Genomic DNA, 24,226 nt, shown 5'->3' on the forward strand with positions numbered 1-24,226 from the left:
CGGCTCTCGCAGATCGTTTCGCTATCAGTCGGCGCGCCAGGCTTCCGAGAAGTCGTTGGCGCCGAGTGGCGTCTGTACGTAGCCTTCGATCGACTTGGATACCGCGACGGCGAATGGCGTCTCGAACAGGAAGAGCAGCGGCGCTTCCGCCGCGTAGATCTCCTGCATGCGCTTGTATTCGTCCTTGCGCTTGGCCGGGTCGGGTTCGACGTTGGAGGCCTCGAACAGCGTGTTGAATTCCTGGTTGTTCCAGCCGGTGCCGACGGCCTGGCGCTGCTTGTAGTAGCCGAGCCAGCCGGTCACCTGCGCCGGATCGTTGACATCGTTCGCCCAGCCATAGGTATGGATGTCGAAATCACCGGAGCGGTTCTTTTCGCCGCGAGTCGGATTGTCGACCTGCTCGACCTTGAGGTTGACGCCAAGCGGCGCCCACATCTGCTGAAGGGCTGTAAACAGCGTCGCGTCGTCGGCGCTGCCGGCAAGTGTCGTGAACTTCACGTCGAAACCGCTGCCGAGGCCGGCTTCAGATAGCAACTGCTTGGCCTTTTCCGGATCGTAGGGATAGAGCGGCGCAGGGCCATAGTGAAGCTGCGTCGCCGCCGACATCAGCGAGGTCATCGGCTTGCCGGTGTCGAAGGTGACGAGCTTGATCAGCACGTTCTTGTCGGTCGCGTAGTTCAGCGCCTGACGCACCTTGATATCGGCAAGCGGGTTCTTCGAGCCGTCTTTCTTCGTTTCGCGCGTATTGATCGGCGCGTAGACGATACGGGTCGAGGGGAAAAGCTCCATCTTCAGGTTCGGATCGGCGCTGAGCTCACCGACGCGAGCGAAGGGGATGAACTCGGCGGCGTCGACTTCGCCGGCCTGGAGCTTGAGGATACGGGTGGCGTCATCGGGAATGACGACGAACTCCACCTGGTCGAGATAGGGCAGCGGCTTGCCGTCTTCACCCTGACGCCAGTAGTGCGGGTTGCGGACGAAGGTCATGCTGGTGCCCTGCACGTGGCTTTTCATGACGAAGGGGCCGGACGTTACCGGGCCGGCTGCAAAGAAGGCGCGCGCCTTCTCCTGATCCGTTGCACCGGCTGCTTTTTCGAAAGCTGCCTTCGGCACGATGCCGGTATTGAAGGTTGCAAGGATCGAAATGATCGTCGGGTCGGGGTTCTTGAGCGATACGGTGATCTTGTTGCCGTCTGCGGTGACCTTGTCGACAGCGCCGAGCAGTCCTGCCCAGGGACCAAGATCCGGGTTGCGCGCACGATCGAGCGAGAAGACGACGTCGGCGCCGGTCAGTTCCGAGCCGTCGGAAAATTTCAGACCACTTCTCAGCGTCAAAGTGATGGTCTTGCCATCAGCCGAAACCTCGTGCGCCTCGGCAAGCCCCGGCACGATCGAGCCGTCAGGGCCGTTGCGCAGCAGCGTTTCATAGAGGCCGTTCACCATCCAGAGGTCCGGATTGCGGTCCGCGTAAACAGGGTCGATGACGGTCGAGCCGTCGTAGCGCGCGAAGGTCATCGCACCGCCGCGCTCGATCGCAAATGCCGAAGTGGCCGCAAGCAGCCCGAGCGTCGCGCCGAGCAGAATAGGCAATATACGTTTCATCTCACTCCTCCTTTTGACCGCAGACAGCATCGATCGCGCGCCGAACACGTTAATTGGATATTGGATCCAATTTTTCTTGGTGTTTTTTGTCGCCGACGGATTGCCGCGAAGACGTTCTTGTAGTTCCCCTTTTTAAGAAGGCCGGCATCCGATCTGATCGGCTTGCCGAACCAACTTTAGCTGAACTAAAGTACATCGATAGACGCAAGTCAAGCGGAAAGAAAATCATGCCCCTGAAGATCGAAGAGGCGCCTGACGCTGCCGAAAGCGCCTCCCTCCCGGAAACCGCGACGCCCGCCTCGCTCGGGCAAATGCTCAGGGCGCGCCGCAAGGAAATCGGCAAGACGATGAAGGACGTGGCACGCGAAGCCGGTCTGACGGAAGGCTTCATCAGCCAGATCGAGCGCGGCATTTCCACGCCGTCGCTGATCTCGCTCTACAACGTCGCCAACGCGCTCGGCACCAGCGTCGATACCTTCCTGTCGCAGCCGCCGCAGCATGGGCATTCGATGCTCTCGCGCGCCGGCGAACGCCCCGGCTACAATGTCGAGACCAAGGAGCGCGTCTACGAACTGATCGAGCGCGGCTTTCCGGGCGCGACGCTCAATGGCTGCATCACGCACATGCCTAAGGGCTACGCCTCCGAACTGACGAGCCACGAGGGTGAGGACTTCCTTTATCTGATCGAAGGCGAAATGCTCTACGAGATTGACGGCAAGGAATATCTGTTGAAGGCCGGCGATACGCTGCACTTCCCCGCCTCGCTGCCGCATCGCGCCCGCAATGTCGGCGCGGGGCCGGCCCGCGAACTCTGGGTCGGCACCACCCGGATCATAAAGGAAGACTGAGCCAGCAGGATGAAAGGCGGTGTGCGGGCCGCACGAGGCAACCCGCACGCGGCGCCTTACTGCTTGCGCGGCCAGGTGTCAGCAAGACGATAGCCGGCCGGCCACGGATCCGCCGGGTCGAGCATCACCTGGTGCGTGCCGGTGATCCAGGCGCGGCCAGAAATCTCAGGAACGATTGCCGGGCGGCCGCCGACCGTCGTTTCGCCGACGATACGGCAATTGAACGTCGAATCGATGATGGAATGGCCGCTGAAGCGCTGGCCGATCTTCATCACGCCGCGAGCATGGAGCACCGCCATGCGCGCCGAGCAACCGGTCCCAGTCGGAGAACGGTCGAGCTTGGCCGGCTGAATGACGACCGTGTTGCGGCCGTGCAGCACGCCGTCCTTCTCCTCGACCGGCAGCGTCAGCTGGCAGAAGGAGATATGGTCCCATTCCGGGTTTTCCGGATGGGAGAAGCCGAGCTGCTCGTTGGCTGCGCGAGTGATCTTGATGCCGGTTTCGGCCAGTTCCCGCGCCTCGTCTGGCGTCACCGAGAAACCGAGCGCGCGTGCGTCGGTGATGACGAAGCTGTCGCCGCCATAGGCCGTATCGACTGTCAGCGTGCCCAGGCCCTCGACCTCGAGCTTGGCATCAAGCTTGTCGGCAAAAGACGGCACGTTGGTAACGGTGATGCGCTCGGCCTTGCCGCTACGGCACTCGGCAACGACGTTCACCAGGCCGCCGGGCGCCTCGAGCACCATGCGGGTCTCCGGCTCCTGCATCGGCACGATGCCGCTGTCGAGCAGCACGGTGGAGACGCAGATCGAGTTGGAGCCGGACATCGGCGGCGTATCCTCCGGTTCCATGATGATGAAGCCCATCGTCGCGCGCGGGTTCTTCGGCGGCACAAGCAGGTTGATGTGGCGGAAAACGCCGCCGCGCGGCTCGTTGAGCACGAAATTGCGCAGCGTCTGGTCCTCCGCAATGAAACGGCGCTGCTCCCAAAGGGTATTGCCCGGCGGCGGCGCGACGCCGCCGACGATCACGTCGCCGACTTCCCCCTCCGCGTGGCAGGAAACGATGTGGACGACCTTGTTGCTGCGCATGCCCCTTCTCCTTCCGTGCTGGTGGACGGGCGCCACCCGGGCGCGCCGATGCCCTGTGCATCAGCCGCGCTCCCCCGTTTCGCCGGATGATGGAGCAACCGCGCTCGCCACCGGCAAAGAGAATCATAGAAATATTGGATCCAATATACAATCTAGAAAATTCGAACTGCTGCGACTACCGAAGGAAGGCGTCTGTTTGTAAAAAGTAACCTGAATTGCCCACGGCAAGCTGCAGCTTCCGCAAAAGTAAGGCTCAAACTTCCCAGCGCTGAAAACCGCGATTTTTCACTGGGTTAGGCAAGCGCGCCGATACCATTCCAAATAGGATGGCTTGCGAGTTCAAATTCTTGCCCGTCCGATGCATCGAGGCGCCAAGTGTCCAATCTGATGTCATGGCCGCGACTCCCCCGCCAACGGCAAGAGTACCGCCACCGAGCGCGTCACCAGCCATCATTTCACCCACGGCAATGGCCGCCTCGTTGCGGCAGACCAGATTGGCCATGCAAGCGGCAACTGCTGGTGATACTTCGGCAATCGGTCCTGCAGCGAGAACGAGCGCCGTTGTAATCCGCGCCCGCTCTACCGCGTTTCCGACGTCCTTCGCGTGGTTTTCGGCGTAGACATTCAGGGAATTGATCAGTGCGATGCGGTCGTCGAGGCTGAGGTTGGCGCTCGCGAGCGTAATTGCCGCCTTGATGCCATTGGCATTACCACCGCCGATGCTGTTGATACCGGTCATTCCCGTCTGGAATAGGGCTTTTGCCAAGTTGCCTGCAGTACTTTCGATGATTTGCGCTCGCTGTGCTGCCGGCAATACCAGGTGGCGGGCTGACGGCCGCAAATTGAGCGCGGTTGACGCGACGGGGAGGTTCAGATTCAAAACTGCGATGACTCGAACCGGCGAACCTGATGTTGCAGAGTTGAAGGCGCAGTTGGCGGCACATGATGTCGCCCTGCCGGAGACGGGGTTAGTCGGCGGCGATGCATCCAGTCGATCATGAACAGGATCCGCTCGACGCGACCGACTTGAGCTTACGCTTCGTAGTCCTCAAACTCCCAGAACATGAACCTACCAAGCTTATTGGCAATCTCCGTCCAGGTTTCGCCTTGGGCGGAGGAGACGGTGTCGCGTATAAGCTGCGTTAACGCAACGAAATCGTACTCTTTCATAAAAATCCAGTGCCGAGCAAATTGCCTTGCGAGGAACTTCTTTGCTCGAAATTTGCCTGCTCGCGATTAAGTTGAGGCTTATAACTCGGTGGGCGAAACTGTCGCAAACCGTCTGCACTTTCGTAATACCCCCGAGACGTGATGCGATACCCTGGCCCCACCCACGCTTCGCCCATGGCCATGGTCTCGGCTCTGGTGAAAGCCCCCATACCAAAGTTAATCTTACCTTTCCGGCTAGAGCAGCATTGGCGGCGTTTGAAGCGTCTTTCAACGCGCCTCTTAGGCTGGTGGACGGCGACCACGCGGTTTATGTGACCGGCAGAAGGTCTGGCCCCATGCCCGGCCGGCCGTGCGGCCGGCCGGGCATGCGAGATCACGTGTTGAGCGATTTCACGAATGGCATCACGCGAATCCGCTTGCCGAGCGCCCTGTAGGCAGCATTGGCGACTGCCGGGCCGATGGGCGGAACGCCGGGCTCGCCGATGCCGGAGGGCGGATTGGCGGAGGCGACGATGTGAACTTCGACCTTTGGCATCGCATCGATCCTGAGCGGCGTGTAAAGGTCGAAATTGCTCTGGTCGATGCTGCCGTCCGTCAGCGTGATCTCCTCGCCGAGTATCGCCCCCAATCCAAAGCCGATCCCGCCCTCCACCTGGGCGCGGACCTGGTCCGGATTGATCGCCAGACCGCAATCGACAGCGGCGACGACGCGCTCGACCCGGATCTGGCCTTTTCCGTCGGTCGAAACCTCGGCGATCTCGGCGACAACCGAGCCGAAGCTCTCGGCGATGGCAACCCCTCGGAAGCGCCCCTCGGGCAAGGGCTTGTGCCATTCGGCCTTTTCCGCCGCCAGCTTGAGGACGGTCGCGTGACGCGACTGCGGCTCAAGCATAGAAAGACGGAATTCTACCGGATCTCGTCCTGCCGCCTCGGCCACCTCGTCCAGGAAGGTTTCGGCTGCGAAGGCGGTGTGGGTCGAGCCGACCGAGCGCCACCATAGAACCGGAACGCCGACCTCAGTTGTGGTCAAGCCCACCGTCTGGTTCGGAATGGCATAAGGCAGATTGTTGGCCCCTTCGACCGAGGTCGGGTCGACCCCATTTTTGACCATTCCGTCGAACGCAGTCTTCGCCATGATGGATTGGCCGACGATGTGGTCGCTCCACGCAACGAGCTTTCCGTTCGCATCGATGCCAGCCTTGAGGCTATGCACATAGGCGGGTCGATAGCGACCGGCCCGCATGTCATCCTCCCGAGTCCATTGCACCTTTACCGGCGCTCGGAAACCGAGGGCCTTGGCCACATGCACCGCCTCGACGACGACGTCACCGTCGAATACGGCCCGCCGGCCAAAACTGCCGCCGGTCTTCATCACATTGAGGCGTACCCTTTCGGGGGCAATCCCGGCCACCTGGCCGGCAAGCATCTGGTATACGTCAGGGAACTGATGTCCACCCCAGACCTCGAGCGTGCCGTCCTCGTTCATGCGCGCCACGGCATTCAGCGGCTCCATCGCGGCATGCGCGAGATAGGGGAACTCGAAATTTGCCTCGATTACCTTGGTTGCGCCGGCGAAGGCTGTTTCGGCGTCACCCTCGTTGCGCGCAAGCGCGGCCGGCGCCTTCTTCGCAAGGTCCCGATACGCAGACATCAGCTCAGCCGTGCCGCGCCTCTCCGCCGCCGTTTCGTCCCAATTGACAGTGACCGCCTCGCGGCCCTTAATCGCCGCCCACATGTTCTCGCCGACCACGGCAATGCCCCGAGGCGTTTCGACGATGTCGACCACCCCCTTGACGGTGCGCGCGGATGAGGCGTCGAAGGACTTTACCTTTGCTCCGAACAGCGGCGGATGAATCATCACGGCGGTCAGCATGCCGGGAAGCTTGATGTCGATCGTGTACTGCTCCGTTCCGTTTGCCTTGCCGGCGCTGTCGAAACGCTTCAGCCCGGCATTGCCGATCAGCTTCCAGTCGCTCCGCTGCTTGAGTGCCACGTCCGTGGGCACCGGCATTGTCGCCGCCTTTGCGGCGAAGACGCCGAAGCCGCCGCTCTTGCCGGATGGATGGGCAAGAGTGCCGTTCTCGACGGTGATCTCTGCCGCGGAAACACCCCATTCGGAGGCAGCGGCGGCGACCAGCATGGAGCGGGCCGCGGCACCCGCCTTGCGATAGCGCTCCCACGAGGACGCCATCGACGTGGATCCGCCGGTGCCCTGGAAGGCGCCGCCAAAGGCGAGGTTGCCATAGGCCTTCACGTCGCCGGCGGCCCCCTTCACTTCGATCGTGGACCAGTCGGCATCGAGTTCTTCCGCCACCAGTGTGGCAATGCCGTTATAAGAGCCCTGGCCCATCTCAAACTGTGACGAAAGGACGGTCACTTTTCCATCGCCGTCGATCGTGACGTAGGGGGAAAAGGCATGTGACGCGCTGGTCGTCGCTGTCTCGCCCGCTACCGCTGGGGACGCGGACAGAAGGCGAAAGCCGATGGCTATACCAGTCCCTGCAGCAAGGGCACCAATGAGGAACTGTCGCCGCGATGCCTGCGCTTTCGCGGCCGGAAGGAAAACCGATTGCATGAGTTTGGGCAGCATGGCTTTAACCCTCCAGACGCTTAGCGGCTTCGTGAATGCCGGCTCGGATTCGGTGATAGGTGGCGCAACGACAAAGATTACCCGACATGGCCGTGTCGATGTCCTCATCGCTCGGCTTCGGATTGTTCGTCAGGAGGTCCGTCGCCGACATGATCTGTCCCGACTGGCAGTAGCCGCACTGCGGCACGTCGAGATCGGTCCAGACGGCCTGAACCGTTTCCGCGACCTTTCCCTTGAGGCCCTCGATGGTCGTCACTTTTGCGCCTTCGATGTCACCGACGAAGGTCTGACAAGACCGAACCGGCGAACCATCGACATAGACCGTGCAGGCACCGCACTGCGCCATGCCACAGCCAAATTTCGTCCCTGTTAGTCCAACCAGGTCGCGGATCACCCAAAGAAGCGGCATATCCGCCTCGGCCTCGACCGTGTGTTCGACGCCGTTGATCGTTACAATTGCCATGATGCTCTCCTCGCGTTCGGGCGCGTGGTCTCGGGATGCTCATCCGGAAACCCCGCTTCACGCGCCGCAGCCATTCGCCAGACCGCGGCGGCAGCTTAGAAGACCATCCTGCACGTTGGTAGGTTCGATCCTGTCAGATTATTGCCTATTCCTCTTGGCTTGACGAAATTGTGATCATAGCAAGAGTTGCGCCAATGCGCCCGACGGCCACGCTCCGCCCGCGCTTAGCTGTTGCTCAACCGATGGAGTCGCGTCTTTTTGAATCGCTGGCGCTGAGGATTGCCTTGACGTCTCTAAGCGGCGGATGACCGAAGGCGCGCCGATATTCCCTGTTGAACTGTGTCTGGCTTTCATAGCCGACCCGCAGCGCAGCTGTTGCGGCGTCGAGCGATTCCGAAAGCATCAGTTCCCGCGCATGATGCAGGCGCAGGTGTTTCTGGAACTGCAGCGGGCTCATGGCTGTCATGGCGCGGAAATGGTGGTGCAACGTCGATACCCCCATGTTCGCAATCTCGGCGAGTTCTTCGACCCGAAGCGGACGGGCATAGTTTTCTTTCAGCCACGCGACGGCCTTTGCTACCCGGTTACTGTTCGTGCCAGCGAGCGCGAAACGCCGCAGCCGCGCGCCTTGTTCGCCGGTGAGCAGCCGATAGAGAATCTCGCTCTGGATTTGACTGGCCAGGAACGGGATGTCCGCTGGCGTGTTCGCGAGCGAAATCAGTCGCAATAAGGCGTCGAACAGTTCCGGTGTGGCAGCGCCAACCGCAACGCCGAGATCGCGTTCGGGTGCATCCGGCGGCTGTATGTCGTAATCGGAGATGATTCGACGCAGCTTTTCGAGATCGAGGCGAAGCGTAGCGGCCACATAGGGCTCACTCTCGCTCGCCTCGCAGATCTGGCCGGTCATCGGCAGGCCGATGGCGGTCATGAAGAAGCAGGATTCATCGTAAACGAGCATTTCGTTTCCGACATGGATACGCTTGCTTCCCTTGATGATGAGCGCCACGCTTGGTTCGGAGACGCTGGAAAACGGGCCGGCTGGCGCGATGATGCGATAGAGCGAAAGCCCCGGAATAGGGTGGCCGTAGCGAACGCCGTCCCATGGCAGATGCGTGAGCATGTCGAGAATTCGCGCCCGAAGGGGCGCGGTTTCCTCGCGCAGGTCGCGCTGCTGCATCATTGTCTCGCTCGTTGCCATGCCCTGACCCATCCTCCGACCCGCCCGTCAAATTGGCTTCTCATCATATTACTTTATATTACTTTGATCTCGACAGGATTAGGCAACCACAATGCCGGAGCGCGAGGCGAAGCAGCCGCGCCAGAAGGTCATCATCCAGCAGATCTGCGATCGTGCCGCAGAAGGATGCCCGCCCGGCGCCGATCAACCACGGTGGCCGTCACCCTGCGCCACCGCCAGAAAGTGGCGCAATGGCAGAAATCATTTCTTCTTTCCAACGCCTAGTCATCGCCATTCAATAAAACGATCTTAGAAATCGTTATTGGAGAGCTTTGCCATCCGTGCGCGATCGACCGGTAGCTCCAGGCGATACTTTATGTGATCTTTTGATCGCTTGGCGTGGGCAACTTGAGGTTCCTTTTGGGAATCGAGGTTTACTCTTGGACTTTCCAAGCCAATGATATCAATGGGTTGCGCAGGAGGTTGGGCAACTTGAGCTTATTTTCGACACTGTTGCCCGACGCCTGAATTGGACCTATGACCATTGACCAAGAGCGCGAAAACGCTTCCAAATTCGCCGAGCCACATGGTTCGGCCAGCAGGGTTTGAACACGATGAAACTCGATGCCGTCGATGTCAGGCAAGTGGCCTCAGCCGCCGATATCGTCTATGAAGCCTTGCGCAAGGCGATCATCGAAGGCGACCTCGCCGAAGGCGAGAACCTGCGCCAGGACCACATCGCCCAGATGTTCAACACCAGCCGCATTCCGGTGCGCGAGGCGCTTTCGCGCCTTGAGCAGCATGGGTTGATCACCACAGAGCGCTACAAAGGCGCGGTCGTCGCCGGGCTTTCGATCGAGGAAATCGAGGAGATTTTCGAGTTCCGCGCGCTGATCGAAGCCGAAGTCATCCGCCTCGCCGTGCCCAATCTCGATCGCCGCACGCTCGAACTTGCACGCCAGCATTGCGAGGAGTTCGAGCGCGAGGAAAATTCCGACCGGTGGGGCGAGATCAATCGCAACTTCCACTATAGCCTCTATGAGGCAGCGCGCCGCCCCTACTACCTGCAGATCGTGCGCGCCTCGCTCGACCGCATCGATCGCTACCTCAGAGCGCAGCTGACGCTGACGTCAGGCGTTGCCCGGGCGCGCCGCGAGCACAAGGCGATCTTGGACGCCTGTATCGCGCGCGACGCCGGACGCGCCAGCGAGCTCACACGCGACCATATCCTCGACGCGGGCCGCTCGCTGACGATCTTCCTCAGGGAACAAAGAGGTTAGCCTCGTCGCTTCGTCGTTCGATGTCATAATAGTTTGATTTACATATCGTTTTATCCTGTTTCATTCCGGATCGACGCTTGACCCTTCACACCAGGATACCCGTGGAAATTGCGCTGAGCCTTGAGCTCTCCTCAGTTGACAAGCGGCCCGGAAGCCTGAAAAGTGAAGCCCCTATCGAGACCGGCAGCGTTGGGAGGACTTGATGTCTGTGCGCGCGTTTTTCGGCCTTTTCACCCTCCTTTTGTCTCTTCTGACCATCGGAAGTCTCGCCATCGCGCAGGAGACCGGCCGCCAGGTCGAGATAACGCGGGATGGCGACTATTTCGGCTTCGACCTCCGCACCGAGCAGAACGTCTCGCTCGATGAGTGCCAGCAGACCTGTATCGCGGATCAGTCCTGCCGCGCCTTCACCTACAATCCCAAGGTGAAGTGGTGCTTTCTCAAGTCCGACTACAACCAGCTGAATTCCTTCCCGGGCGCGATCGCCGGCAAGATCGTGCAGCCGCAGGCCGCCGAAGCCGATATCGGCGCACCGCCGCGCCTCAAATTCCTGTCGGACCAGATCCTGCAGGACGCCCGCAACACCAAGGCCAATCTCGCGCTGGCCGACGACCAGCAGGGCTTGGGCGTCAATACGCTCATCGACATGGCCCGCGGCCAGGCCGGTATGGGCAATATCGAAAACGCGCTGAAGGCCTTCCAGGGAGCCCTGGCGATCACACCCGATGACGCCGAGCTTTGGCTGGAAGCGGCGCGCACCGCAAACCGCATCACCAACAACTCGGCCGTTTCGATGCAAGCGGCGATCGCCGCGATCAACGGCTACGAGCTGACTCGCACCACCGAGAGCCGGGCGCATGCGCTTGCCGTCATGGCGAAATCGCTCGAAGGCGCTGAAAACTATCGTGCCGCATTGGACGCTTACAAGGCGAGCCTGGAACTGGTGAAGGCGAAATCGGTCGAGGCCGCCTATCTCGATCTCAAGCAGCGCAAGGGTTTCCGTGTCGTCGAACATACGATCGATTCCGACGCGGCCACACCGCGTGCCTGCGTGCAGTTCTCCGAACAGCTTTTGAAGAGCGGCGGTGACTACGCCTCCTTCGTCACCGTCAACGGCGCGGCGCCGAAGGCGCTCGAAGCCAAGGGCGACCAGATCTGCATCGAAGGCCTTTCGCATGGTGAACGTTACAAGCTGACGCTCCGCACCGGCCTGCCCTCCACCGTCGACGAGGTGCTGGAAGCGCCCGTTACTCTCGACATCTATGTTGCGGACCGTGCCCAGATGGTTCGCTTCACCGGCGACAGCTTCGTGCTGCCATCGACCGCGCGCCGCGGCATCCCGATCGTCTCCGTCAACACCGACAGCGCCAAGCTGAAACTCTACCGCGTTGGCGACCGCAGCATCGCACAGGTGCTGCAAAGCTCGCAGTTCCTCACCCAGCTCGACGGCTACAGCGCCCAGCGCATCGAAGACGAGAGCGGCGAGCTCGTCTGGCAGGGCACAATCGACATCGAGCGCAACGTCAACAAGGAAGTCGTCACCAGTTTCCCGGTCGATGAGGCGCTGCCCGAGCGCAAGCCCGGCGTCTATGTCCTGACCGCGGCGCCGACCACCGGCGTCAGCCAGGAGTGGGACGCGCGCGCGACGCAGTGGTTCGTCGTTTCCGATATCGGCATCTCCACCTACGCCGGCACCGACGGTTTGAACGTCTTCGTGCGCTCGCTTGCCACCGCCGAGCCGATTGAAGGCGTCGAACTGCAGCTCGTCGCCAAGAATAACGAGATCCTCGGCACCGCGACCAGCGATGGCGACGGCCGCGTCACCTTCACGGCGGGCCTGATCCGCGGCACGGCGGGTCTGACGCCGGCGGTCATCACCGCGAAGAAGGGTGAGGACGACTACGTCTTCCTCGACATGAGCCGCGCCGGCTTCGACCTCTCCGATCGTGGCGTCACTGGCCGTGCGGCCCCCGGCGCCATCGATATTCTCGCCTGGACCGAGCGTGGCATCTACCGCGCCGGCGAGACGGTGCATGCCGCAGCGCTTGCCCGCGATGTCGACGGCATTGCGATCGAGAATCTGCCGCTGACCTTCGTGTTCCTCCGGCCAGATGGCGTCGAATATCGGCGCATGACCAGCGCCGGCGGCAAGCTCGGCGGCCATACGCTCGACCTCGACACCCAGGCAAACGCCATGCGCGGCACCTGGACGATGCAGATCTTCACCGACCCGAAGTCCCCGGCGATCGGCGAGAAGCAGTTTCTGGTCGATGACTTCGTGCCGGATCGCACCGAGTTCGAGCTGACGAGCGACGCCAAGGAAATCGCCGTCGGCGAAACGGCAAGTGTGGCGGTCGACGGGCGCTATCTCTATGGCGCGCCGGCAGCCGGTCTCGAGCTCGAAGGCGAAGTGACGATCAAGCCGACGCGAGAAAGCGCTGCCTTCAAGGGCTACTCCTTCGGTCTCGCCGATGAAGAGGCAAGCGAAGACACGCGCCTTCCGCTTGAGGAACTCTCGCCGCTCGACGAGGAAGGCAAATCCAGCTTCGACGTCCTGCTCGACGAAGTGCCCTCGACCACGCAGTTGCTCGACGCCACCGTCACCGTCCGCATGCGTGAAGCCGGCGGCCGTGCCGTTGAGCGCTCGTTGAAGCTGCCCGTGCGGGCCGAAGGCCCGATGCTCGGCATCAAGCCGGAATTCGAGGGCGAACTCGCCGAGAACTCCGTCGGCAAGTTCCGCGTGATCGCCGTCGATCCCTCGGGCGCCAAGGTCGCGATGCCCGGGCTACTCTGGAAGCTGATCAGCGTCGAACGGGACTATCACTGGTACCGCGACGGCAGCGCCTGGAAATACGAACCTGTCGTCACCACCAAGCAGGTGGCTAACGGCAGCGTCGACTTGACCGAAGACGGCGGTGAGATCGCCGTTCCTGTTGGTTGGGGACGCTATCGCCTGGAAGTCGAGACAGCCTCGATCGATGGTCCGACCTCGAGCATCGAATTCGACGCCGGCTGGTATGTCGCGGCCACTTCGACAGAAACGCCCGACGGCCTGGAGATCGCGCTCGACAAGGAGAAATATGCGGTCGGCGACACGGCCAAGCTCAAGGTCTCGCCGCGCTTTGCCGGCGAATTGCTGGTAACCGTCGGCACCGAGAACCTGATCACGACCCAGACCGCATCGATCGCCGCGGAAGGCGGCGAGGTCGAGCTGCCGGTTACCGAAGCCTGGGGCGCCGGCGCCTATGTCACGGCGACGCTTTACCGCCCGGGCGATGCCCAGGAGAGCCGCATGCCGATGCGTGCCATCGGCATCAAATGGCTGTCGGTCGATCCGGCCGAACGCAAGCTCGCCGTCACCCTCGATGCGCCGGAGAAGATGGAGCCCCGCAAACCGCTCGACATCAGCCTTCAGGTCGCCGGTGCCGGCGCCGACGAGGAAGCCTATGTGACGGTGGCCGCCGTCGACGTCGGCATTCTCAACCTCACCCGCTACGAGGCACCGGATCCGGAAGCCTGGTACTTCGGCCAGAGGCAGCTCGGTCTCGAAATCCGCGACCTCTACGGCCGCCTCATCGACGGCTCGCTTGGCGCCACCGGAAAACTGCGCACCGGCGGCGACGGCGGCCAGGTCGCGCTCCAGGGCAGTCCGCCCACGGAAAAGCTGGTCGCCTTCTTCGAAGGGCCTGTGCAGCTCGACGGCGACGGCAAGGCGACCGTCAGCTTCGATGTCCCTCAGTTCAACGGCACGGCGCGGCTGATGGCCGTCGCCTGGACGAAATCCGGTGTCGGCCACGCCACCCGCGACGTGGTGATCCGCGATCCGGTTGTCGTCACCGCCAGCCTGCCGAAGTTCCTGGCGCCTGGAGACCGGTCCGAGCTGAGGCTCGACATCGCCAATACCGACGCGCCGGCCGGTGAATACCAGATCCAGGTTACGACCAGCGGTCCGGCGACCGTCGAACAACCGGGCACAGGCAACACGGTAACCCTGGATCAGGGTGGCCGCTCGGCGGTAACCTTGCCGGTGGTGGGACAATATCCCGGCAATGGCGTCGTCACCGTGACGCTCACCGGCTCCAACGGCCTTTCGCTCGAACAGTCGCTCGATCTGCTCGTGCGTCCGGCGACCTTGCCGGTTACTCAGCGCCAAGTGGTCGCGATCGCGCCCGGAAGCAGCCTGACGGTCGACGGGCAGTTGCTCGCCGACAGCATCCTGCAGGGCGCCTCGGTCAACCTTAGCGTCACCCGTTCCGCGGCCTTCGACATGCCGGCGCTGCTGATGACGCTCGACCGCTACCCCTATGGCTGCGCCGAGCAGACGACCAGCCGCGCGCTGCCGCTGCTCTATCTCAGCGAGCTCGCGAAACAGTCCGGCCTCGCCGATGACGAAGGCGTGACGAAACGGGTGCAGGAGGCCATCTATCGCGTTCTCTCCTACCAGTCCTCGTCGGGCAGCTTCGGTCTCTGGGGTCCGGGCTACGGCGACCTCTGGCTCGATGCCTATGTCACCGACTTCCTCACCCGCGCCCGCGAGCAGAAATACGACGTGCCCGAGGCCGCGATGGTCCAGGCGCTCGAAAACCTGCAGAACGGCGTCAGCTACGACACCAACGCCAAGGATCGCGGCAACGAGATCGCCTATGCGCTCTATGTGCTCGCCCGTAATCGCAAGGCGGCGATCAACGATCTGCGTTACTACGCCAACACGCTGATCGATGACTTCCCGACACCGCTTGCGAAGGCGCATATCGCCGCCGCGCTGGCGCTCTATGGCGACGCTCAAGGGTCCCAGGACACATTCGCCAAGGCGGCGAACATGTCGACGGGCCTCGTCAATGTCAGCCTCTCGCGCTCCGACTACGGCTCGTCGCTGCGTGACAACGCGGCCGTGTTGGCGCTCGCGGCTGAAAGCCGCCCGGTCCCGCCGATCGTTCCTGAGCTGTCGAAGACAGTCGCGCGCGAATGGGAGCAGAAGACCTATACCAGCACCCAGGAACAGGCCTGGATGCTGCTTGCCGCCCGCGCCATCCAGAATGGCGACGAGGACATGGCGCTTGACGTCAACGGCGCATCGAAGACCGGCAGCTATGCGGCCCAGATGACCGGCGATGCGCTGGCGACCCATCCGGTCGTGATCCGCAATCAGGGTGCCGATCCGGTCTCGGCCGTGGTCACCACGGTCGCCGCGCCCGCCCAGCCGCTCTCGGCCGGCGGCGACGGTTTCACCATCGAGCGCACCTACTACACGCTCGACGGTGCGGAAGCTAACGTCATGGAAGCACGGCAGAACGAGCGCTACGTCGTCGTGCTCAAGATGACGGAGACCAACGACTGGCCGTCGCGGGTGCTCGTCACCGATCTTCTGCCGGCCGGCTTCCAGATCGATAATCCGAGCCTCGTCGATAGCGCCCAGCTCAGCAACTTCGAATGGCTCGGCGAAATTACCGCGACCCACACGGAGTTCCGCAACGACCGCTTCGTCGCGGCGATCGACCGGAGCACCGGATCCGCGCGTGATGTCACGCTCGCCTATGTGGTGCGCGCGGTGACCCCGGGTGTCTACGACCATCCGGCAGCCACCGTCGAGGATATGTACCGGCCGCAGCTCTCGGCCCGCACCGCGACCGGGCGCATGGAGGTACTCGCGGCGCAATAGGCCAGATCATGTCAATTGGGCGCAAACTGCTGATTGCCTTGCCTGTCTGCCTGCTGCTGACGGGGCTGACGGGCTTTGCAATAGAGAAGGCCGACCAAGCCTTCCCGCCCCCCCTCGACGAGGTCGATGTCGTCTCGCGCGAGGTGGACGATGCCAATGGGCAACTGCTGCGCGCCTTCGCAACGCATCAGGGTCTCTGGCGGCTGAAGACGACGGTGGACGATGTCGATCCGCAGTTCCTGAAGATGCTGATCGCCTACGAAGACCGGCGCTTCCGGGAGCATTCGGGTGTCGACCTGCTGGCACTCGGCCGAGCCGCGCTTCAGTTCGTCAGCAATGGCCGGATCGTCTCGGGCGCCTCGACGCTGTCGATGCAGGTCGCACGGTTGATCGAGCCGCGGCAGCAGCGTTCCGTCACGGCAAAGCTCTTGCAGATCGCCCGCGCCATCCAGATCGAAAGGCGCCTCTCGAAGGACCAGATCCTCAACCTTTACCTGACCCACGCCCCCTATGGCGGCAACATCGAGGGCGTGCGTGCCGCGAGCCTTGCCTGGCTCGGCAAGGAGCCGAAGCGGCTGACGGCCGGCGAAGCGGCCCTGCTCGTCGCCCTGCCGCAATTGCCGGAAAAGCGTCGGCCGGATCGCAATAACGCCGCAGCGGTTGCCGCCCGCGAGCGTGTGCTGAAGCGTCTCGCCGTCGCTGACGTCATTGGAGACGGCGAGGCCGAACGCGCAATCGCGACATCTGTCCCCTCGCGCCGCCTGCAACTTCCGTCCTATGCCGCCCATCTCGCCGAGCGGGCGTTGCGCAAAAATCCGCAGGCGATCCGGCATCAGACGACCTTGCGCCTTGCCGTTCAGCGCAGCCTCGAAGCCGTTGCACGCGACAGTGCCGCCAGGCTCGGACCGAAGGTTTCGGTCGCCATGGTGATGGCCGATGCCAAAACCGGCGAGATCGTCGCCTCAGTCGGGTCGGCCGACTATTTCGATGCCAGCCGTTCAGGCTGGATCGACATGACCCGTATCACGCGCTCGCCGGGTTCCACCCTCAAGCCCTTTATTTATGGCCTGGCCTTCGAAGGAGGACTGGTCAGCCAGGAGACGATCATCGAGGACCGTCCTGCGGATTTCTTCGGCTATCGACCCCGCAATTTCGACATGAGTTATCACGGCGATGTCAGCGTGCGCGAGGCGCTGCAATTGTCTTTGAACGTTCCGGCGATCCGGCTTCTCGACGCGGTCGGCCCGGCCGAACTGATGATGCGCTTCCGCCGCGGCGAAGTGAAGCCGGCCCTGCCTCCCGGCGAAGCGCCGGGCCTTGCGATCGGCCTTGGCGGTGTTGGGCTTTCGCTGCGCGATCTCGTGCAGCTCTATGCCGCACTTGCCAATCGCGGCTTCCCTCTCCGGCTCGGCGACGGCGTCGATGGCAAGGCCGGCCTGATCGAAGCGGAGCCGCTGCTTTCTCCTGTTGCCGTCTGGAACGTCTCCGATGCGCTTTCGAGCGTATTGCCGCCGACGGGCAGCCGCCAGCGCGGTATCGCCTACAAGACCGGCACCAGCTACGGCTACCGCGACGCCTGGTCGGTGGGCTACGACGGGCGCCATGTGCTCGGCGTCTGGGTTGGCCGTCCGGACAATGGCGCCGTGCCGGGCCTCACCGGCTATGGCAGCGCCGCACCGATTCTCTTCGAAGGCTTCGCCAAGTCCGGCTTCGGCATCACGCCGCTGCCGGATGCGCCGGCGGGCGCGGTCCGCATTTCGCAAGCCGAATTGCCGATCAGCCAGCGCCGCTTCTCGCTGACCGCAAGCGGCCTCGTCAACGCCTCGGCGCGCGAGCCGGCACCGCAGATCGTATTTCCGCCCGAGGGGGCGCGTGTCGAACTCGGGATGGATCACCAGGCGATTTCGCCGCTGACGCTCAAGCTGCAAGGCGGCCGAGCGCCATTTCGCTGGCTCGCCAATGGCCGGCCGCTGCCGGAGCTGACACGCCGGCGGATTACTCAATGGCAGCCCGACGGGATCGGCTATTCGACGCTCACCGTCATCGACGCGGTCGGCCGTGCCGCCAGCGTACGTGTCTTTATCGAGTAGCGGCGCTCGGTTCGCGGACACGATCGTCGGGCTTTGCGGCGCGGGCACACTCTGTGCCGCGCGTGCTGGTCGATCCTCATCGGCCTCGTCCCGATGCCAGTAAGCCAGCCGATCTGAACGCAAAAGACGGCCCGTGCCGGACCGGCGACCTTGGTGTATCGTTAGACACGCTTAAGTGGAGGGGCCGGACCATGCTCAATGCGACAGAGATTGCCAAAGCCGCTGAAAGCCTGCATGAGGCAGAACGCGACCGAAAACAGATCGGGCTCCTGTCGCACAAACATCCTGACATGACCATCGACGACGCCTACGCGATCCAGGCCGCCTGGGTCAGACGCAAGCGCGACGACGGCCATCGCATCATCGGCTGGAAGATCGGCCTGACCTCCAACGCCATGCAACAGGCGCTTGGCATCGACACGCCGGATTCCGGTGTGCTCTTCGACAATATGCTGTTCGACGACGGCGCGAACATTCCGGCCGATCGCTTCATCCAGCCGCGGGTCGAAGCGGAGATCGCCTTTGTCATGAAGGCCGGGCTGAAGGGGCCGCGCGTCAACCTCGTTCAGGTGCTGAACGCCACCGATTACGTAATGCCGGCACTGGAAATCCTCGACAGCCGCATCGTTCAGACGGATCCGAAAACCAGGAAGGCGCGCACCCTCGTCGATGCGATATCCGACAATGCCGCCAATGGCGGCCTCATCCTTGGTGGACGCGCCGTGCGTCCCGACACGGTCGACATGCGCTGGATGGGCGCGATCGTTTCGCGCAATGCGGTGATCGAGGAGACCGGGCTTGCGGCAGGCGTGCTCAATCATCCGGCCCGCGGCATTGCCTGGCTTGCCAACCGGCTTGCCCAATGCGGCGACGCAATCGAGCCCGGCCAGATCGTGCTCTCCGGCTCCTTCATCCGCACGCTCGAGGCCAAGAGCGGCGATACGATCGTCGCGGATTTCGGCGCCTACGGTTCGGTGAGCTGTCACTTCGCGTGACGCGGACAATGACGGGCGAGCTCTCGCCCGCCGCGCCGGTTTCACTGCACCAGAATGGCGCGGAAATCGTTCACATTGGTGCCGGTCGGACCCGGTTTGAAGAGATCGCCGAGCGCATCGAACGCCGACCAGCTATCATTCTTCTGCAGCAAAGCTGCGGCGTCGAGGCGTCGTGCGACGAGCCTTGCAATGGTCGTGTCATCGGCAAAGGCGCCGGCATTGTCCTCGGAGCCATCGATGCCGTCGGTATCGGCGGCAAGCGCCGAGACGCCCTTGGCGCCGTCGATGCCCAGCGCCAGCGCCAGCAGGAATTCGCTGTTGCGTCCGCCCTTGCCCTTGCCGCGAATGGTCACCGTCGTCTCTCCGCCCGAGAGAACGACGACCGGCTTGCGGAACGGCCGGCCGCGGCCGGCAACTTCACGGGCGATCGCCGCGTGCACGCCACCGACGTCGCGCGCCTCGCCCTCGATCGCATCGGAAAGGATGACGGCCTCGATGCCGGCGGCACGCGCCTTGGCAGCCGCAGCCTCGAGCGAAACGGACGCCGACGCGATGAGCCGGACTTCGTTTCGGGCAAAGCGCGGATCGCTTGGCGAAGGAGCAGCACTTTCAGGATTCTTGAGCCAGTCCATGACCTTGGCCGGGAGCTGAAGGCCATAACGCTCGACGAGCCTCAGAGCGTCTTCGCGAGTGCTGGCGTCCGGCAGCGTCGGGCCCGACGCAACCAGTGCCGGGTCGTCGCCTGGAATATCGGAGACGATCAGCGAGACGACCTTCGCCGGATAGGCGGCGGCGGCAAGCCTGCCGCCCTTGATCAGCGAGACGTGCTTGCGCACGGCATTCATGGCGCTGATCGGCGCGCCGGAGGCGAGCAGCGCCCGGTTGACTGCAATCTCGTCTTCCAGCGTCAGGCCGGGCGGCGGCGCGGGCAGCAGCGCCGAGCCGCCACCGCAGACGAGCGCCACGACGAGGTCGTTCTCCGTCAGGCCGTTGACTTCCGCAAGCAGCCGCTTCGAGGCCTGCAGACCGTTTTCGTCCGGAAGCGGATGCGACGCTTCCAGCACCTCGATATTCTTGCACGGGGCCGCGTAGCCATAGCGGGTGACAACCACACCGGAGAGCGGACCATCCCAATGGCGCTCAAAGGCTGCCGCCATCTGTGCGGCGCCCTTGCCCGCGCCGACGACCACCGTGCGCCCCCTTGGCCGTTCCGGCAGATTAGCCGCAATCACCTTCTCCGGATCGGCCGCGGCAACCGCAGAGGCGAACAGTGTTTCCAGGAAGCTGCGTGGGTCGGTGATAGCTGGCATTCGTCTCCCCCTACTGCATGTTTCCTTTAATCGTACCCGATTAAAGGACAAAAACATGCAGCAATTCAAAATGCTACAGCGACCTTTGCGCGTCTGATAAGACGCGCGGCGCTGTAGGAGCATGTCGTATCGCTTCTATGCTCCATCCATATGTGCAATTCCACACCCAAAAGTCTCTAGACTCTTTTGCTGGACTTGCGTTCAGAACCGTCTCGGGCGGCGGTTCCTCCAACCGCCGCCCGGACACATGACCGGCCCGGCACAATGGGACGCCGAACGGATCATGCGCATTTTTGCGTTGTCTGCGATCAGGCGACCTGGTGGTTCGCCATGCGCTCCAGCGCCCGGACGAGGCCGGAGTGGTCGAGACCACTGTCGCCATTGGCGGCGCAGTTGTTGAAGAGCTCCTGCGTTGCGGCCGTGTTCGGCAGCGAGATGCCGAGCGACTTCGCCCCCTGAAGGGCCAGGTTGAGGTCCTTCTGGTGCAGCGAGATGCGGAAGCCCGGATCGAAGGTGCGCTTGATCATGCGCTCGCCGTGAACCTCGAGGATCCGCGAGGAAGCAAAGCCGCCCATCAGCGCTTCGCGCACGCGCGCCGGGTCGGCACCGGCCTTCGACGCAAAGACGAGGGCTTCCGAAACCGCCTCGATCGTCAGCGCGACGATAATCTGGTTGGCAACCTTGGTGACCTGGCCATCGCCGCAGTCGCCGACGAGCGTGATGTTCTTGCCCATCAGCTTGAGGAGCGGCAGAGCGCGATCGAAGCTCTCCTGGCTGCCACCCGCCATGATCGAGAGCGACGCGTTCTTGGCGCCCACTTCGCCGCCGGAGACCGGAGCGTCGATGTATTCGGCGCCGGTTTCGCGGACCTTCTTGGCGAATTCCTTCGTCTCGATCGGCGAGATCGAGCTCATGTCGATGACGAGCTTGCCCTTGGAGAGGCCGTAGGCGACACCGTTCTCGCCGAAGAGAACGTCCTTGACCTCAGGCGTGTCCGGCAGCATCAGGATGATCGTGTCGACGGTCTCGGCCAGCGCCTTCGGCGTGTCGACGAACTTGAGGCCGTTGTCGAGCAGTTCCTGGCGCGGCGGGATGACGAATTTCGAGGTGATGACGGTGTGGCCGGCATCCTGCAGGTGGCGCGCCATCGGCGTGCCCATGATGCCCAGTCCAATGAAACCGATTGTTGCCATGGTGCTTAGCTCCTGATCTTGATGATATTTGCGGATTGGGTGCGCTGGCGCTCGGTGCCGAGCCAGCCAAGGCCATCGGCCGTCGTGGTGCGCGGCTTGTATTCGCAGCCGATCCAGCCGTCGTAGCCGGCCTCCTCCAGCGCGTCGAAGACGAACGGATAGTTGATCTCGCCGGTGCCCGGCTCGTTGCGGCCCGGATTGTCGGCAAGCTGAACGTGGGCGATGCGATTGGCATGGCGCTTGTAGGTGCCGACCAGTTCACCCTCGGTGCGCTGCTGATGGTAGAGATCGTACTGGATGAAGAGGTTGTCGCTGCCGACGTCCTCGATGATCGAGGCAGCCTGACCCACGGTGTTCAGGTAGAAGCCCGGAATGTCGAAGCGGTTGATCGGCTCGATCAGCAGGCGGATGCCGTGCTTGCCGAGTTCGCTTGCTGCGAGCTTCAGGTTGGCGACCAGCGTCTTGCGCAGGATGCTGTCGGAAACGCCGTCCGGCGCGATGCCGACCAGGCAGTTGACCTGCTTGCAATCGAGCGCCGTCGCATAGTCGATCGCGCTCGCCACACCCTGGCGGAATTCGTCGACCCGATCGGGCAGGATGGCGATGCCGCGCTCGCCGCGTCCCCAGTCGCCGGCCGGCAGGTTGTGCAGGACCTGGGTCAGGCCGTGGCGCTGAAGTTCGGCGCGCAGGCTCACCTTCTCGAATTCGTAGGGAAACAGATATTCCACGCCTTCGAAGCCGGTCTTGGCAGCAAGGGCGAAACGATCGAGGAACGGCACCTCGTTGAACAGCATTGTCAGGTTCGCAGCGAACTTCGCCATGCGATGCTTCCTCCTTGTGTTTGTCTTTGGAGCGGGATGCGGGCGGAGAACCGCCCACACTTTCCTCAGTCGAGCAGAGCGGTGATCGCCGTCGGCACGTCTTCGCCGCGGGTCGCCAGTTCCTCGAACTCGACGACGGCATTGATGTCGGCGCCCATCGAGATGTTGGTGACGCGCTCCAGGATGAACTCGATGACGACGGGAACCTGGTGCTCGTCCATCAGTGCGCGGGCCCGGTCGAAGGCCTCCTGGAATTCGTTCGGGCTGCGCACCCGGATCGCTTTGCAGCCGAGGCCCTCGGCAACTGCGACGTGGTCGACGCCGTAGCCCTTTTCCGCATCACCCGACGCATTGATGTTGTCGAAGGCGAGGCTGACCTCGAAGTCCATGTTGAAGCCGCGCTGTGCCTGGCGGATGAGGCCGAGGTAGGAATTGTTCACGACGACATGCAGGTAGGGCAGCTTGTGCTGGGCGCCGACGGCGAGCTCCTCGATCAGGAACTGGAAATCGTAATCGCCGGAAAGTGCTACGATCGGCCGGTCCGGATCCGCGGCGCGAACACCGAGGGCGGCAGGCAGGGTCCAGCCGAGCGGGCCGGCCTGGCCGCAGTTGATCCAGTTGCGCGGCTTGTAGACGTGCAGGAACTGGGCACCCGCGATCTGGCTGAGACCGATGGTCGAAACGTAGCAGGTATCGCGGCCGAAGGCCTTGTTCATCTCTTCATAGACGCGCTGGGGTTTCAGCGGCGTCTGGTCGAAGTGCGTCTTGCGCAGCATGGTGCGCTTGCGCTCGCGGCACTCTTCCGCCCAGGCGGACCAGTCGCGCAGTTTGCCGGCCGTCTTCCACTCCGTTGCGACATCGAGGAAAAGTTTAAGGGCAGCGCCCGCATCCGAGACGATACCGAAATCAGGCGCAAAGACGCGGCCGATCTGGGTCGGCTCGATGTCGACGTGAACGAACTTGCGGCCTTCCGTATAGGTCGGAACGTTGCCGGTGTGGCGGTTGGCCCAGCGGTTGCCGACGCCGAGAACGAAATCGGAGGCCAGCAAGGTGGCGTTGCCGTAGCGGTGCGACGTCTGCAGGCCGCACATGCCGGCCATCAGCGGATGATCGTCCGGGATCGTGCCCCAACCCATCAGCGTCGGGATGACAGGAACGCCGGTGATCTCGGCGAATTCGGTCAGGAGATCGGAGGCGTCGGCATTGATGATGCCGCCGCCGGCAACGATCAGCGGACGCTCCGCTTCGTTCAGCATCGCCAAAGCCTTTTCGGCCTGGGCGCGCGTCGCCTTCGGCTTGTAGGGTTCAAGCGGCTGATAGGTGTCCGGATCGAACTCGATTTCCGCCAGCTGGACGTCGACCGGCAGGTCGATCAGCACCGGGCCCGGACGGCCGGAGCGCATGATGTGGAATGCCTTCTGGAAGACGAAGGGAACGAGTGCCGGCTCCATGACCGTGACCGCCCATTTGGTGACGGGTGCAGCGATCTTGGCGATATCGACCGCCTGGAAGTCTTCCTTGTCGAGACGGGCGCGCGGCGCCTGGCCGGTGATGCAGAGGATCGGGATCGAATCCGCCGAGGCCGAATAGAGGCCGGTGATCATGTCGGTACCGGCCGGGCCGGATGTGCCGATGCAGACGCCGATATTGCCGTGCTTGGCGCGGGTGTAGCCCTCGGCCATATGCGATGCGCCCTCAACGTGACGAGCCAGGATGTGGCGGATCGAACCGCGCGCCTTCAGCGCGGAGTAGAACGGGTTGATGGCAGCGCCGGGCACGCCGAAAGCGCAGTCGATACCTTCCTTCTCCAGAACATAAACAGCCGCGTCGACGGCACGCATCTTAGCCATGAGATTTCCTCCTATTTCATGGAACCATAATCCATTAATTTCAAACGGCAACACATAAATGGAAATCATTTCCATCATACGGAAATAAAG

15 protein-coding genes and 1 pseudogene are annotated in these 24,226 nt (G+C 62.9%); 5 read left to right on the forward strand and 11 right to left on the reverse strand.

What is annotated here, in order from left to right; genetic code table 11:
• Nucleotides 1–24: 24 nt before the first annotated feature.
• On the reverse strand, nucleotides 25–1,602 hold the full coding sequence (locus tag BHMPCIPO_RS20395) for an ABC transporter substrate-binding protein (protein WP_173518658.1): 1,578 nt from the start codon (nucleotides 1,600–1,602) through the stop codon (nucleotides 25–27).
• Between the two features lie 227 nt (nucleotides 1,603–1,829).
• Here BHMPCIPO_RS20395 and BHMPCIPO_RS20400 point away from each other — a divergent pair, with 227 nt between their 5' ends.
• Nucleotides 1,830–2,450, forward strand: a complete 621-nt coding sequence (locus BHMPCIPO_RS20400; RefSeq protein ID WP_173518659.1) for a helix-turn-helix domain-containing protein — start codon at nucleotides 1,830–1,832, stop codon at nucleotides 2,448–2,450.
• A gap of 56 nt (nucleotides 2,451–2,506) precedes the next feature.
• Here the strand turns inward: BHMPCIPO_RS20400 and BHMPCIPO_RS20405 are convergent, their stop codons facing one another.
• From BHMPCIPO_RS20405 to BHMPCIPO_RS20430, 6 genes and pseudogenes are all read right to left on the reverse strand, one after another.
• Nucleotides 2,507–3,538 (reverse strand): trans-3-hydroxy-L-proline dehydratase, encoded by a 1,032-nt coding sequence (locus BHMPCIPO_RS20405; protein ID WP_173518660.1) that lies wholly within the window; start codon nucleotides 3,536–3,538, stop codon nucleotides 2,507–2,509.
• Between the two features lie 253 nt (nucleotides 3,539–3,791).
• Complete coding sequence (locus BHMPCIPO_RS20410; RefSeq protein WP_210266616.1) at nucleotides 3,792–4,418, reverse strand: hypothetical protein; 627 nt, start codon at nucleotides 4,416–4,418, stop codon at nucleotides 3,792–3,794.
• Between the two features lie 152 nt (nucleotides 4,419–4,570).
• A pseudogene (locus BHMPCIPO_RS33855) lies at nucleotides 4,571–4,720 on the reverse strand (Imm8 family immunity protein); the annotation flags it as partial.
• 361 nt (nucleotides 4,721–5,081) lie between these two features.
• Complete coding sequence (locus tag BHMPCIPO_RS20420) at nucleotides 5,082–7,298, reverse strand: xanthine dehydrogenase family protein molybdopterin-binding subunit (protein WP_246304492.1); 2,217 nt, start codon at nucleotides 7,296–7,298, stop codon at nucleotides 5,082–5,084.
• 4 nt (nucleotides 7,299–7,302) lie between these two features.
• Nucleotides 7,303–7,761, reverse strand: coding sequence for a (2Fe-2S)-binding protein (locus BHMPCIPO_RS20425; protein WP_173518664.1), 459 nt, complete (start codon nucleotides 7,759–7,761; stop codon nucleotides 7,303–7,305).
• 235 nt (nucleotides 7,762–7,996) lie between these two features.
• Nucleotides 7,997–8,959 carry an AraC family transcriptional regulator gene (locus BHMPCIPO_RS20430; protein ID WP_173518665.1) on the reverse strand — a complete coding sequence of 321 codons (963 nt, stop codon included), beginning with the start codon at nucleotides 8,957–8,959 and terminating at the stop codon, nucleotides 7,997–7,999.
• Between the two features lie 593 nt (nucleotides 8,960–9,552).
• Here BHMPCIPO_RS20430 and BHMPCIPO_RS20435 point away from each other — a divergent pair.
• The 4 genes from BHMPCIPO_RS20435 (at nucleotide 9,553) to hpaH (ending at nucleotide 18,962) form a co-directional block, all read left to right on the forward strand.
• On the forward strand, nucleotides 9,553–10,218 hold the full coding sequence (locus tag BHMPCIPO_RS20435; protein WP_173518666.1) for a GntR family transcriptional regulator: 666 nt from the start codon (nucleotides 9,553–9,555) through the stop codon (nucleotides 10,216–10,218).
• Between the two features lie 202 nt (nucleotides 10,219–10,420).
• Complete coding sequence (locus BHMPCIPO_RS20440) at nucleotides 10,421–15,877, forward strand: alpha-2-macroglobulin family protein (RefSeq protein WP_210266617.1); 5,457 nt, start codon at nucleotides 10,421–10,423, stop codon at nucleotides 15,875–15,877.
• 8 nt (nucleotides 15,878–15,885) lie between these two features.
• Entirely contained in the window at nucleotides 15,886–17,967 is a 2,082-nt protein-coding gene (gene pbpC, locus BHMPCIPO_RS20445) for a penicillin-binding protein 1C (protein WP_173518667.1), read from the forward strand.
• A gap of 191 nt (nucleotides 17,968–18,158) precedes the next feature.
• Entirely contained in the window at nucleotides 18,159–18,962 is an 804-nt protein-coding gene (gene hpaH / locus BHMPCIPO_RS20450; RefSeq protein ID WP_173518668.1) for a 2-oxo-hept-4-ene-1,7-dioate hydratase, read from the forward strand.
• Between the two features lie 41 nt (nucleotides 18,963–19,003).
• Here hpaH and BHMPCIPO_RS20455 read toward each other — a convergent pair whose 3' ends face one another.
• From BHMPCIPO_RS20455 to gcl, 4 genes are all read right to left on the reverse strand, one after another.
• Complete coding sequence (locus BHMPCIPO_RS20455) at nucleotides 19,004–20,272, reverse strand: glycerate kinase type-2 family protein (RefSeq protein WP_173518669.1); 1,269 nt, start codon at nucleotides 20,270–20,272, stop codon at nucleotides 19,004–19,006.
• A gap of 308 nt (nucleotides 20,273–20,580) precedes the next feature.
• A complete protein-coding gene (locus BHMPCIPO_RS20460) occupies nucleotides 20,581–21,465 on the reverse strand; it encodes a 2-hydroxy-3-oxopropionate reductase (RefSeq protein WP_173518670.1) in 885 nt (294 codons plus the stop codon).
• A 5-nt stretch (nucleotides 21,466–21,470) separates the two neighbouring features.
• Nucleotides 21,471–22,286, reverse strand: coding sequence for a hydroxypyruvate isomerase (hyi, locus tag BHMPCIPO_RS20465; RefSeq protein WP_173518671.1), 816 nt, complete (start codon nucleotides 22,284–22,286; stop codon nucleotides 21,471–21,473).
• A gap of 65 nt (nucleotides 22,287–22,351) precedes the next feature.
• Nucleotides 22,352–24,136, reverse strand: a complete 1,785-nt coding sequence (gene gcl, locus BHMPCIPO_RS20470; RefSeq protein ID WP_173518672.1) for a glyoxylate carboligase — start codon at nucleotides 24,134–24,136, stop codon at nucleotides 22,352–22,354.
• Nucleotides 24,137–24,226: the final 90 nt, after the last annotated feature.

Source organism: Ensifer sesbaniae (assembly GCF_013283665.1).
Taxonomy (GTDB): domain Bacteria; phylum Pseudomonadota; class Alphaproteobacteria; order Rhizobiales; family Rhizobiaceae; genus Ensifer; species Ensifer sesbaniae.